The sequence below is a fragment of the Flavobacterium frigoritolerans genome (assembly GCF_025847275.1).
Taxonomy (GTDB): domain Bacteria; phylum Bacteroidota; class Bacteroidia; order Flavobacteriales; family Flavobacteriaceae; genus Flavobacterium; species Flavobacterium frigoritolerans.
This window is the reverse complement of the sequence record NZ_JAOZEV010000005.1, coordinates 233,747-246,502: the sequence shown is the minus strand read 5'-3', so window position 1 is coordinate 246,502 and position 12,756 is coordinate 233,747. Positions and strand designations below refer to the sequence as shown.

General features: G+C 33.8%; 11 protein-coding genes. 7 read left to right on the top strand and 4 right to left on the bottom strand.

Features of this window, described 5'->3' with window-relative positions; translation table 11 throughout:
* Positions 1-328 precede the first annotated feature (328 nt).
* Positions 329-664 carry a single-stranded DNA-binding protein gene (locus OIU80_RS09035; protein ID WP_264286703.1) on the bottom strand — a complete coding sequence of 112 codons (336 nt, stop codon included), beginning with the start codon at positions 662-664 and terminating at the stop codon, positions 329-331.
* Positions 665-838: 174 nt separating this feature from the next.
* Here OIU80_RS09035 and OIU80_RS09030 point away from each other — a divergent pair, with 174 nt between their 5' ends.
* From OIU80_RS09030 to OIU80_RS09020, 3 genes are read left to right on the top strand one after another with little or no spacing between them, the layout of a single operon-like run.
* Entirely contained in the window at positions 839-2,368 is a 1,530-nt protein-coding gene (locus OIU80_RS09030) for a bifunctional GNAT family N-acetyltransferase/carbon-nitrogen hydrolase family protein (protein WP_264286702.1), read from the top strand.
* Positions 2,365-2,712 carry a hypothetical protein gene (locus OIU80_RS09025; protein WP_264286701.1) on the top strand — a complete coding sequence of 116 codons (348 nt, stop codon included), beginning with the start codon at positions 2,365-2,367 and terminating at the stop codon, positions 2,710-2,712. Before OIU80_RS09030 ends, OIU80_RS09025 begins: the two co-directional genes overlap by 4 nt.
* Positions 2,713-2,727: 15 nt before the next feature.
* A complete protein-coding gene (locus tag OIU80_RS09020) occupies positions 2,728-5,124 on the top strand; it encodes a M20/M25/M40 family metallo-hydrolase (RefSeq protein WP_264286700.1) in 2,397 nt (798 codons plus the stop codon).
* 62 nt (positions 5,125-5,186) lie between these two features.
* Here OIU80_RS09020 and OIU80_RS09015 read toward each other — a convergent pair whose 3' ends face one another.
* Positions 5,187-6,116, bottom strand: a complete 930-nt coding sequence (locus tag OIU80_RS09015; RefSeq protein WP_264286699.1) for a DMT family transporter — start codon at positions 6,114-6,116, stop codon at positions 5,187-5,189.
* A gap of 149 nt (positions 6,117-6,265) precedes the next feature.
* Positions 6,266-6,661 carry a rhodanese-like domain-containing protein gene (locus OIU80_RS09010; protein WP_264286698.1) on the bottom strand — a complete coding sequence of 132 codons (396 nt, stop codon included), beginning with the start codon at positions 6,659-6,661 and terminating at the stop codon, positions 6,266-6,268.
* A gap of 145 nt (positions 6,662-6,806) precedes the next feature.
* Between OIU80_RS09010 and OIU80_RS09005 the strand changes: the two genes are divergently transcribed.
* From OIU80_RS09005 to OIU80_RS08995, 3 genes are all read left to right on the top strand, one after another.
* Positions 6,807-7,706: a LysR family transcriptional regulator gene (locus OIU80_RS09005; RefSeq protein ID WP_264286697.1), complete on the top strand. Its 900-nt coding sequence runs from the start codon at positions 6,807-6,809 to the stop codon at positions 7,704-7,706.
* Positions 7,694-8,143, top strand: coding sequence for a GNAT family N-acetyltransferase (locus OIU80_RS09000; protein ID WP_264286696.1), 450 nt, complete (start codon positions 7,694-7,696; stop codon positions 8,141-8,143). Before OIU80_RS09005 ends, OIU80_RS09000 begins: the two co-directional genes overlap by 13 nt.
* Positions 8,144-8,292: 149 nt before the next feature.
* Positions 8,293-9,117 carry a Rossmann-fold NAD(P)-binding domain-containing protein gene (locus OIU80_RS08995; protein WP_264286695.1) on the top strand — a complete coding sequence of 275 codons (825 nt, stop codon included), beginning with the start codon at positions 8,293-8,295 and terminating at the stop codon, positions 9,115-9,117.
* A 364-nt stretch (positions 9,118-9,481) separates the two neighbouring features.
* Here OIU80_RS08995 and OIU80_RS08990 read toward each other — a convergent pair whose 3' ends face one another.
* Positions 9,482-11,542, bottom strand: a complete 2,061-nt coding sequence (locus OIU80_RS08990; RefSeq protein WP_264286694.1) for a M13 family metallopeptidase — start codon at positions 11,540-11,542, stop codon at positions 9,482-9,484.
* A gap of 208 nt (positions 11,543-11,750) precedes the next feature.
* Between OIU80_RS08990 and OIU80_RS08985 the strand changes: the two genes are divergently transcribed.
* On the top strand, positions 11,751-12,683 hold the full coding sequence (locus OIU80_RS08985) for a DMT family transporter (RefSeq protein ID WP_264286693.1): 933 nt from the start codon (positions 11,751-11,753) through the stop codon (positions 12,681-12,683).
* The last annotated feature ends 73 nt before the right edge of the window (positions 12,684-12,756 follow it).

Here is a 12,756-nt window from a genome sequence, read left to right as displayed (position 1 = left end):
CAGAATAAATAGTATTCATAACCAACTGAATCAGGAATAGATATCCAAAAAATGAAGAGTATTTACCATAACACATTCTTCCTTAAAAATGATATCTGATTGAGAGAAACTCATTAAATGCAATTACCTCATCTGCTCACTTTACTCAGATCATTGAATCTTTATCGAACACATAGAAACATAGATTTTATTTGTAAAAAAGAAAACAAAAAAATACATTTCTTTCACAAAGCTAGCTATGTGTATTTAAAACAAGTGTAACGCCTTTTTTGAGCGTGCAAAACCTATGTTTCTATGTGTTAAAATTAATTACACCCAACGGGTTACTCTATTTACTTCCTAATAAAAGAAGTTCTGTTATGACAACTTCTGTTATAAAGCGTTTTTCACCATTTTTATCATCATAGCTTCGATGAGTTAATTTCCCTTCGATTGCAATTTCCTTGCCCTTAACGACATATCTTTCGATAATTTCGGCAGTTTTCCCCCAAGCAACAAGACGATGCCATTCGGTTTGCTCTATCTTTTCTCCTTTGTCATTGGTATATTTTTCATTTGTAGCAACTACTAAATTGGCTAACTTTTTACCTCCTTCAAAATCTTTAATTTCTGGATCGTTTCCTACGTTTCCTACTAACTGTACTTTGTTTCTTAATGTACTCATGGCATATACTATTTAAATGGTTATATAATATTGAAATCACTTTGAAATCAACAAGGCAAAGATGCGACATGACTTTATCGGTAATCGGTAAGTAACTACTTACTTTCGACTGTAACTGCTTGTAAACGTTTGTAAATGGGAATAATTCATTATATTTGAGGAAAATCGCACATTATGCAGGCCAAAATCAATAAAGTTGAGTTACGAAATTTAGAATTTGAGGATTACAAACAGCTTAAGAATTCTATGGTAGAATCTTATCCTGCAATGGCCGACTCTTACTGGAGAGTAGAGCATATTGAAAAATTACTTGAAATTTTTCCTGAAGGTCAATTGGTGATTCTTGTAGATGGAAAAGTTGTCGGATCTGCATTATCACTCATTGTAGACGAAAAAATAGTGGACAAAAAACATAATTATCTACAAATCGTAGGCAACTATACGTTTTCGACTCACAATAAAAATGGGGAGATTTTGTATGGTATCGATGTCTTTATTCATCCTAGTTACCGCGGATTGCGTTTAGGAAGACGTTTATACGATGCCAGAAAAGAATTATGCGAGCAACTAAATCTGAAGGCAATAGTTTTTGCTGGCAGAATTCCAAATTATGCACAACATGCTAAGAAATTGTCTCCAAAAAATTATATCGATAAGGTAAAACATAAAGAGTTACACGATCCTGTACTTTCGTTTCAGTTAAGTAATGATTTTCACGTTATCCGAATCATGAAAAATTATCTGGAAGGCGATGAAGCTTCGATGGAGTTTGCTGTTTTACTAGAATGGAATAATGTTTATTATGACGAAAGTCCTAAGTTAATCAATCTGGACAAAAGCATTATCCGACTTGGATTAATACAATGGCAAATGCGCCAATTAAACAATATAGAAGCGCTTTTTGAACAATCGGAATTTTTTATAGATGTCGTTTCGGGTTACGGAAGTGATTTTGCATTATTCCCCGAACTTTTTATAGCTCCTCTTATGGCCGATTACAACCATCTGTCTGAGGCTGAAGCAATCCGTGAATTAGCAAGACACTCTGACCCTATTCGCAAACGTTTCCAGGAATTTGCTATTTCCTACAATATCAATATTATTACGGGTAGTATGCCTTATATGGAAAACGGCAATCTATACAATGTTGGTTTTTTGTGTAAACGTGACGGAACATCCGAAATGTATAGCAAAATACATATAACTCCCAACGAAGTACAACATTGGGGAATGAAAGGTGGCTCTGAAATTAGAACCTTTGATACTGATTGTGGTAAAATAGGAATTCTGATTTGTTATGATGTTGAATTTCCTGAAGTTTCGAGAATCATGTCAGATGAAGGTATGAATATTTTATTTGTTCCTTTTTTAACTGATACTCAAAATGCTTATGTTAGGGTAAAACATTGTGCACAAGCCCGAGCTATCGAAAACGAATGTTATGTTGCTATTGCTGGTTGTGTTGGTAATTTACCTAAGGTGAACAACATGGATATTCAATATGCTCAGGCTGCTGTTTTTACTCCTTCGGATTTTGCATTTCCTAGCAACGGTATAAAAGCAGAAGCAACACCCAATACAGAAATGACCCTGATTGTAGATGTAGATTTAGATTTATTAAAAGACATTCACGAACATGGCAGCGTTCGAATTATGAAAGACCGCCGACATGATTTATATGAAGTTAAAAAATTAAATCCATGAGAAAATGCTTGGAATGCTCTGAAAAAATTGTAGGTCGGGAGGATAAAAAATTCTGCTCAGACAATTGTCGCAATGCTTATAACAACAAAATAAACAAAGACAGTTCAAACTTTATGCGTAACGTAAACAATAAGTTACGAAAAAACTACCGCATATTGTCAGAGCTAAATACCGAAGGAAAGTCAAAAACTACAAGAAGTAAAATGCTTAGTAAAGGATTTGATTTTGAATTTTTTACCAATATTCTGGAAACCAAAACCGGAAATACCTACTATTTTTTATATGACCAAGGATACCGTTCTTTGGAGAACGATTATTTTATGCTTGTTAAAAAAGAACTTTAGCTCCCCAAATACCACATGAAAAAAAACATCCATTCCATCTTATCCATTCTAGTCATTATTGCTGTACTAGCTTTTATTTATATTACTCTCAAACCGCAATGGGTTTCTAAGAGAGAGGAAGCACTTGCCGAATTTTCTACCGACAGGGCTTTAACTCATGTAAAAGAAATTGCCCAAAAACCCCATTATGTTGGTTCGTCAAATCATGAAATAGTCGCACAGTATATTGAATCAGAATTAAAAGAACTTGGATTAGAAACTTCTATTCAGGAAGGTTTCACAATGAGCGACTGGGGAAATTTGGTGAAATCCAAAAACATCATGGCGCGCATTAAAGGGTCTAATAATACCAAAGCTTTATTACTACTCTCTCACTATGACAGTGCTCCTCACTCGGCTTCTCATGGCGCAAGCGATGATGCATCGGGAGTGGCAACTATTTTAGAAGGTGTACGTGCCTTTTTATACAGTAAAGAGAAACACAAAAATGATATTATCATCCTTTTTACTGATGCTGAAGAATTAGGCTTAAACGGCGCTGCTCTTTTTGTAACACAACATCAATGGGCAAAAGACGTAGGTTTAGTAATAAATTTTGAAGCCCGTGGTACTTCTGGACCTAGTTATATGCTAATGGAAACTAATAGTGGAAACGCTGGGCTAGTTAAAGAATTTGCGGAGGCAAAAACAACTTATCCGGTGTCAAACTCACTTATGTACAGTATTTACAAAATGCTGCCAAATGATACCGACTTAACAGTTTTTAGAGAACAAGGTGATATCCAAGGATTTAATTTTGCTTTTATAGACGACCATTTTAATTATCACACCCAACAAGATGATCTTGCTCATTTAAACGAAACTAGTTTAACACATCAAGGCAGTTACTTAATGCCTTTGATGAAATATTTTTCGAATGCAAATTTAAATCAGGCTCCAACTAAAGAGGACTTTGTTTATTTTACGATTCCATTTACATTTATAAACTATCCTTTCGCATGGGTTTTACCAATGACTCTTATTGCTTTAGGTCTTTTTGTCCTATTAATTTTTATAGGAAAAGCTAAAAGAATTATCACTTTCAGCGAAATATTTAGAGGCTTTGTTCCTTTACTAGGAGCTATTGCTATTGCTGGTCTTGTTACTTTTTTAGGTTGGAAAATCATTTTACAGATTTATCCTCAGTACAACGACTTACTAAATGGCTTTACCTATAATGGTCATGTCTATATCGCCGCTTTTGTTCTGTTGACAATCGGTATTTGCTTTGCATTTTACAATAGCTTTTCTGAAGCAAAAATCACAATGAACCATTTTGTTGCCCCATTATTCTTATGGATAATCATTAATGCAATATTGGCATATAGTTTAAAAGGTGCTGGTTTTCTAATCATTCCCGTTTACTTCGGATTGTTCTTATTTGCAATTTATGTAATTACGCAAAAAATGAATTTGTTGATTAGTCTTTTATTTAGCATTCCTGCTTTATTGATTATTGCTCCATTTATTCATATGTTCCCAATTGGCTTAGGTTTAAAAGTACTTTTTGGAAGCGCTATTCTAACTGTTCTAACCTTCGGATTATTACTTCCTGTTTTCGGTTCATTCTTAAAAAAGGGAATTTGGGCACTACTCTTTTTTATAGCTTCTATCGCGTGTTTTGCTTGGGGAGGTTATACTTCTGGTTATGAAAACGGAAAAGCAAAATCGAATAGTTTATTGTACATCTATAATGCAGATAATAACACATACAAATGGGCAACCTATGATGTTAACTTAGACGAATGGACTAAGAAATACTTAGGTCAAGATCCGAAAGATGCCATTGCTTTAAATGACCTTCCGCTGTTTAGCAAATACAGTTCTGGATTTAGCTATAGCGCCGATGCTCCAAAAATAAACTTATCCAAACCTACTGTTAGTTTTCTTTTGGATAGCGTGAGAGGAAATACAAGGTATTTAAAGATTAAAATTACACCTAACAGAAACGTAAACCGTTACGATATTTTTGGCGATACAAAAATGACTTTCAATAATTTTAAAGCAAACGGAGCTGCTCCTCTTGGGCAAAAAGGGGATCAATTGGCAAGAAAAGGCGCCAAAGTTTTAAGCTACTATGTTATTAATAACGAACCGCTTATCATGCAATTTAATATCGATAGTAAATCAGTTTTTGACATGACTTTAATAGAGAGCTCATTTGACTTATTGACCAACCCGTTACTTAATGTTGATAAAAGAGCTTCTTGGATGATGCCAACTCCTTTTGTATTAAACGACGCTGTTGTTATTAAAGAAAAAATAAAACCTTCAAAAGTCGTTTTAGATACAACCCCAACTACAACAGTTCCTCAGGATAGCTTGAATGTTGCAAATGACAGTTTGAAACCGAGTACCGTAGTAGTACCTTAATATAAAAATTACATAAAAAAGAAATCCCAAATTATCAGACTGATAGTTTGGGATTTCTTTTTTTATGTAAGCAAACATTTTTGTTTTATCGCACTCTCTTTTTCTTTCTTTTTATAGTTAATGATAAAGACCCCCAGAATGATAAGTGCTGTTGCAATAATAAAATCAACCGTAATTACTTCGTCCAGTAACAACCAACCCAAGAACACTGCAATTATAGTATTGATATACGATAAAATAGAAATTTGAACTGCAGTGACTCGCTTTATCGCATAATGGTAAGAGAAAAAAGCAAGTACTGATCCAAAGACAGACAAGTACAATGCAGCAAGAAAACTTCTTAAACTCCATGAACTTACATCTGGATGAGGAGAAAAGATAAAAGCCAAAACAAGCTGTACCAAAGTTGCTATTACAAATTGATAAAACAAATTCAATGCTATAGTATTCGATTTATGTGCATGGGCTTTGGTGTAAATTGTTCCCGAAGCCCATCCAAAAATGGCTAAGCCTATAAAGATAAGTCCATGTTGATAATTAGAATCTAAAAAAGCACCAAGTCCATCTTTAAATATAAAAACAACGCCCGAAAAACCTATTACAACTCCCAAAAACCCTTTTAAACTTGCTTTTTGCAATCCTACCAAAACACTACCAATAAAAATAAGTATAGGCGACAAAGCAGTCATTATCGATGCTAGCCCGCTTGGTAAAGTTTGTTCGGCAATAGTTGTAAAACCATTTGCGATAACAATCATTAATAAAGCTGGAATTAACTGGTGTCTGAAATTTGTCCAACCAATCCATTTAAGTTCTTTTTTAAATAGTAAAATTGCCATTACTATTAATCCTGCCAATCCTTGGCGAATAGAAGTTACAAACCAAGGCGGAATCGTTTCGACCGCAACTCGAATTCCTAAAAAGGTCGTTCCCCATACAATTCCTACTGTTACCAAACAGAGTAATAATTTATAATCTGCACTTTTTTCCATTATAATGAAATGTGTTTTTTAATGAAATTTTGAATAAAATATTATACGTTTTTTTCGATTTTTATAATCTTGAATTGCCTACTGCTTTAGCCGGAGCCAATTCAAAAAAAAAGAGAATCGACCTTAGTAAATCTAAAATCAATTACTCGCTAACAGGCACATTCAATCTTCAACCCAGCTTGTTTTCCATTTGTACCCTCGGTAGCATAACCATCAAATTTCCACCATTCGATTCCACCCAATAATTCTTTTACTTTAAAACCCAATCGGGTCATGGCAAGAGCGCCTTTTGTCGATGCATTACAACCAATCCCATCACAATAAGTTACATATAAAACGTCTTTATCAAGATGTTGTGTGTTCTCGATAGTCATTTCGCGATGCGGAATATTAATGGCACTTGGTATATGTTCTACTTCGTACCCAAATGCTTTTCGGGTATCTAGTGCAACTACTTTTTCACCATCGTTTAATGCATCAAATAAATCTGATGGATCCATTTCAAATGCTAGTTTGTTTTCGTAATGTTTAATTTGATCTTCCATTATAGTTTGTTTCAGTTATCTAACAAGACAAAATTAGAGCAACTATAACTGTAATAAAAACGAAAAGAATTCATCTATTCCATTACTTTTTTTCATGCAAATGCAAGTGTAAATTTTTGTTCCTTTGTGTAAACAACGCTCAAAAATGGAAATAAGACATTTACGATTAATAAAAGCAATTGTCGAAGAAGGAAGTATTACCAAAGCCATTGATAAATTACACCTAACGCAATCGGCATTAAGTCATCAACTCAAGGAAGCAGAATACCAATTAGGTACAAAAATATTTTTAAGAGCTAATAAAAAACTAGTTTTAACCAAAGCTGGTGAAAAATTATATGGGATTTCTAATGAAATTCTAGACAAAATATCAGAAACTGAACAGCAGATCAAACAAATGGTTTTTGGAGAATACGGCGAAATCCGCATTAGTACCGAATGTTTTTCTAGTTATCATTGGTTGCCATCGGTTTTAAAACAATTTCATTTTTTATATCCCAATATTGAACTGAAGATTGTAACTGAAGCCACGCATCATCCACTCCAAAAATTATTGGATAATGTGATAGACATTGGTATTGTAAGCGACCTTTTAAAAGATGATAGAATAAAGTACCTGGAACTTTTTCAGGATGAAACAGTAATGGTCGTATCCGAAAATCATTCTTGGGCAAATAAAAAATATGTAGTAGCCGAAGATTTTACCAATGAGCATTTAATCATTCATTCGCTGCCCATGGAAACAGTTACGATTCATCAAATGCTTTTGGCTCCTGCCAAAGTAGTACCTAGAAAAATAACACCGTTACCACTTACCGAAGCTTCAATAGAAATGATTAAAGCTGATATGGGCGTTATGTCGATGGCAAAATGGGCACTGTTGCCCTATTTAAAAAACAGCCCTTTAAAAGCTGTAAAAATTGGTAAAAACGGCTTAAAAAGAAAACATTTCATCGCTATTCGACAAAGCAAGGAATATCCAGACTATTTTAATCATTTTATTGCATTTTTACAAACCGAAATTCACCATCAATGGAATTTATAATACGAAATTGCAATACAAGCGACTTAACAAAACTGGTTGAATTATGCCAAAAACATGCTGAATACGAGAAAGCTTCTTATACTCCTGAGGGGAAAGAAGACAAATTAAAAGTTGCTTTGTTTGCTGAAAGTCCAAAATTATATTGCTTAATCGTCGAATTCAATGCAGCAATTATTGGTTATGCTACTTATACTTTCGATTATTCTACTTGGGATGCTGCCGATTTTATGTATCTGGATTGTTTGTACCTTGAAGATACCGCTCGCGGATTTGGAATTGGTGAAGCAATTATAGAAAAGCTCAAGCAAATTGCAGTTGATAAAAACTGTATTAACATACAATGGCAAACGCCGACATTTAATACCAAAGCGATAAAATTTTACAACCGTATTGGTGCAAACGCAAAAGATAAAGTTCGTTTTTCTCTAACTTTGTAATGTTTTCTTGAAAAGGTGCAAAGGTACTGAGAGACAAAGGAAAAAACTCTTGAGGCTAAAATTTAGCGACTCTGTGAGAGAACACAAAAATAACGTTAAGAATAAAACTTTCTTATCGGGAAATACACACTGATTACAAGAAAATAAAAATGACAAAAATTAGCATTTTAGGTTGCGGATGGTTGGGATTACCTTTAGCAAAAGCAATAATAGCAAAAGGGATTTCTGTAAACGGCTCCACAACCTCAACAGAGAAAATCGCTGTATTAAAAGAATCTGGGATTAATCCGTTTTTAATAAATATCAATCGTAACGAAATTAACTCGTCTTTCGGCAAAAGCTTATCACTCGAAATGGAGTCTTTTTTTAACGAAAGTTCTATTTTGATTATCGATATCCCGCCCAAATTACGAGGCGGTAATACGGAGAGTTTTGTAGATAAAATTGCTTTTTTAATTCCTTTTATTGAAAAATCAACAATCGAAAAAGTCCTTTTTATAAGTTCTACATCTGTTTATGGTGAAACCAATGTATTAATAACCGAAGAAACTAAACCAAATGCTGATTCTGAAAGTGGTAAACAGCTAATTACTACCGAAACTCTTTTGCTAAACAACACTAATTTTAAAACTACTGTTTTACGTTTTGGAGGTTTAATTGGCGAAGACCGAAACCCTATAAAATTTCTGGCCGGAAAAGAAAATATCGAGAATCCCGATGCACCTATCAACTTTATACATCAAGAAGATTGTATAGGCATCATTCTGAAAATAATAGAATTAAATTCATGGAATCAAACGTATAATGCCGTTGCTCCTTTTCACCCTTCCCGTGAAGAATATTATACTCAAAAGGCTAAAGAACAAAATTTGTCTTTACCTAAATTCAATCATGAAAAAGAAAGCACTAAAAAGATAATTTCTAGTGCTAAAATAGAAAATGAACTCCATTATACTTTTACAGAAAAGCCGTAAAAAAGGTTCTGAGGCACTAAGAGACAAAGGCTCAAAGCCTTGGATTACATATAAAAACACAATCTTGTCAGGCGGAGTCGAAGTTCCGTACGCCCTTCGACTCCGCTCAGGGGGGACAAGATTGTGAAAACTTTGCATCCTTTGCGGTTAATTTTTTCTTTCACAGATCCAACCACAATTATGTCAGGCTGAGCAGAGTCGAAGCCCCGCAAGTAACTAATATAAAGCATTCTCTAGATTATAGAACACATTGTTGAGATTCCTTATTTTTTAGGAATGGCAAGATTGCGATTGTTTTTCAAAAAAAAGGCATAAAAAAAGAGGCTGCTTTTATAAAGCAGCCTCTTTTTTTGTAAACTTGATATTACCAGATTTTCACTCTTTTCTCTGGTTCTATGTACATTTTGTCTCCTTTTTTAATAGAGAATGCCTCATAAAATGCATCCATATTCTGGATTGGCACATATCCTCGGTACATTCCTGGAGAATGCGGATCGGTTTTAACCTGATTTTTTATTGCTTCATCACGGCTTTTAGTTCTCCAAACAGTTGCCCAAGAAATAAAGAAACGTTGTTCTGGAGTAAATCCATCGATTAACCCAGGATTGCCATTTGCTTTCAAATACATTTGTAATCCGTCGTAAGCTGCATTGACTCCACCTAAATCTCCTATGTTTTCACCTAAAGTAAACTTACCATCTACATGAATTCCTGGAAGCGGCTCCAAAGCACTATATTGATCTGCAAGAGCTGTTCCTAATTTCGTAAATTCTTTCAAATCATTTTCTGTCCACCAATCAACTAGGTTTCCATCTGCGTTATAACGTGCTCCTGAATCATCAAATCCATGAGAAATTTCATGTCCAATTACTGCACCTATTCCACCGTAATTTACTGCTTCATCTGCTTCATAATTATAAAAAGGCGGTTGTAATATTGCTGCTGGAAATACAATCTCGTTATACGATGGATTATAATATGCATTTACAGTTTGTGGAGACATTCCCCATTCTGTTTTATCCACTGGTTTATTCAAATCAGAAAGACCTTTTTCAAAACTCCATTTAGAATAACTTCTCATGTCATCAAAATAGCTTCCACCTTCTGCAAGACTTTTAATTTGCAAAGCCGAGTAATCTATCCATTTGTCTGGATACCCAATTTTTATAGTAATCTTATTTAATTTTTCATTCGCTTTAACTTTTGTTTCAGCAGACATCCAAGTTAAATTATTTATTCTGTTTTGGTACGCTAAGATTACATTTTGAATCATATTTTGAGCTTTTACTTTAGCTTCTGCTGGAAAGAATTTCTCTACATATAATTTACCTAACGCTTCTCCAACTGTTTGATTCACTACTTGAAGTGCTCTTTCTTCACGCGGACGTTGTTTTATTGCTCCTGTTAATGTTTTTCCGTAAAAATCAAAATTTGCTATTTCAATTTCTGTAGATAATTGCGATGCTGTAGCTCTTAGTAAAGACCATTTCATGTATTCTTTCCAAGCTGCTACTTTATTTTCTTTAAAAACAGTTTCTAAAGCTTTCATATACCTTGGTTGTAATACTATAACAGTATCAACTTTAGCCATTCCAATTCCTGAAAGATAATTTTTCCAATTAATGGTTGGTGTCATTTTTTGCAAATCAGCAATAGAAGTTGGGTTGTATTGTAACCTACTATCTCTACGTTCTACTCTATCCAATCTTGGCTTAGACATTTCGATTTCTAATGCTAGAATTTTTTCAGCATTTAGCTTAGCTGCTGCAGGAGTTTCTCCTATAAATTGCAACATTCTAGCCATATGAAGCACGTATTTTTCACGTTTCTCTTTAGAGTCTTTATCTTCTGCTATGTAATAGTCTTTATCTGGTAAACCTAATCCTCCTAAACCAAGGCTTACTGAATTTTTAGTACTATTTTTATCATCAGCACTTACATATACTCCAAAGAAACCCATTCCACCAATAGGTTCTGTTTCAATTAAGAACTTCTCTAAATCGGCAACATTTTTTATTGCATCGATTTTTTTAAGATATGGTTTTAAAGGGGTAATTCCTTGTTTGTTTCTTCCAACAGTATCTAGTATTGCATTAAAAAGATTAATTGCTTTTCCCTGATCTGTATTTGATTTATATTTTGGGTTTTTCGATGCTTCTTTTAAAATAGCTAACGAATTTGCATCCGTTTTCTTCAGCAACTCATTAAAACTTCCCCAAGTTGTCCTATCACTAGGAATTTCGGTTTTTGATAACCAAGTTCCATTTACATAACGGAAAAAATCTTCGCTTGGCTTTACATTTTTATCCATTAAGGATACATCTATCCCTGACACTGAAGGTGCCTGGCTTTGTGCCTGGCACATTGCAAATCCTAACATTGCAGGAATTGCAAATAGCAAATTCTTACTATTGTGTTTTTTCATTTTTAAATAAGGTTTTATAGTTTAACAAACTTATTGTTATTATTTTGAATAAAATGTTATTTTTTGTTACATTTAAGCTTGTGACAATATTGGTCTAAATTTAAAAAAAATGTTACATATTTTACGTTAAAACTTGCAATCAAAAAATAATTTCATAATAGTATTTCAAAAATATTTCTGAATATTTACATCATAAAATGATCAGAACGTGAGGGCAAGAATTCAACAGGCTTTTTCTAACAAAGTAGAATCTATTGGTTTACCAATACTCGCTTTATGCTGGGTAAGTTTTTTTTGGGGAACAACGTGGCTGGCATCCAAAGAAGGTGTTAAACATATGCCTGCATTACAGCTAGCAACTATTCGACAATTTATAGGTGGAATTTTATATGTTGGTTACTTTATACTCAAAAAAGAACCTTGGCCTAAAGGAAAACAATGGCAAACCATTTTTGTTCTGAGTATATTAAATTTTGCCTGTAGTAACGGATTGAGTACTTGGGGTGTAAAATATATAAGCAGTGGTTTGGGCGCTATTATTGGCGCTATTTTCCCAATCTGGATTGTTGTTATTTGCTTTTTTAAAGGGGAACGGATAGCCAAACTCGCTGTTGCTGGCATTTTAATATGTTTTGTTGGCGTTTGCATCATTTTTATTGACCACCTCTCTGATTTCCTTAATCCAGAATTTCAATTCGGAATCTTCTTATCTGTCGCTTCAACTATAACTTGGGCATTTGGAATTTTGCATATCATGAAGAAATCGGCAAGTTTCAATCCCTATTTTAGTTTGGGTCTGCAAATGCTTATTTCAAGTTTCATTCTTTTTGGCATAACCGAAACAGCTGGTATTAATATCCCCTTAGATAAGATTCCTGTTTCGTCTTGGTGGGCAATAGCCTATTTGGTTATTATTGGATCTGTTTTAACTTTTATAGCCTTTATTTACACTTTACAGCATTTGCCAAAAGAAGTTAGCAGTATTTACGCCTACATCAATCCTATTGTAGCCCTATTATTAGGATTCATACTATTTAACGAAACCCTCACTATTGCCATAGTAATTGGGGTTTTAGTAACTTTAATTGGTTTGTATTTGGTTAATTCTTCTATTCGAAAGATAAAGAAACAGACTTCTTAGATTTTACCTTTAGCATCGCAAAACCTTTTCCTAATATTTCATATTTAAGAAAAATAGATTTTTAAGCACTTAA

Bases quoted from the DNA above. Each gene is read 5' to 3' on its own strand.
- OIU80_RS09025 (WP_264286701.1), top strand. From the start codon at position 2,365: ATGAGAAAATGCTTGGAATGCTCTGAAAAAATTGTAGGTCGGGAGGAT.
- OIU80_RS08990 (WP_264286694.1), bottom strand. From the start codon at position 11,542: ATGAAAAAACACAATAGTAAGAATTTGCTATTTGCAATTCCTGCAATG.
- OIU80_RS08995 (WP_264286695.1), top strand. From the start codon at position 8,293: ATGACAAAAATTAGCATTTTAGGTTGCGGATGGTTGGGATTACCTTTA.
- OIU80_RS09020 (WP_264286700.1), top strand. From the start codon at position 2,728: ATGAAAAAAAACATCCATTCCATCTTATCCATTCTAGTCATTATTGCT.
- OIU80_RS09035 (WP_264286703.1), bottom strand. From the start codon at position 664: ATGAGTACATTAAGAAACAAAGTACAGTTAGTAGGAAACGTAGGAAAC.
- OIU80_RS09015 (WP_264286699.1), bottom strand. From the start codon at position 6,116: ATGGAAAAAAGTGCAGATTATAAATTATTACTCTGTTTGGTAACAGTA.
- OIU80_RS09000 (WP_264286696.1), top strand. From the start codon at position 7,694: ATGGAATTTATAATACGAAATTGCAATACAAGCGACTTAACAAAACTG.
- OIU80_RS09005 (WP_264286697.1), top strand. From the start codon at position 6,807: ATGGAAATAAGACATTTACGATTAATAAAAGCAATTGTCGAAGAAGGA.
- OIU80_RS09010 (WP_264286698.1), bottom strand. From the start codon at position 6,661: ATGGAAGATCAAATTAAACATTACGAAAACAAACTAGCATTTGAAATG.
- OIU80_RS09030 (WP_264286702.1), top strand. From the start codon at position 839: ATGCAGGCCAAAATCAATAAAGTTGAGTTACGAAATTTAGAATTTGAG.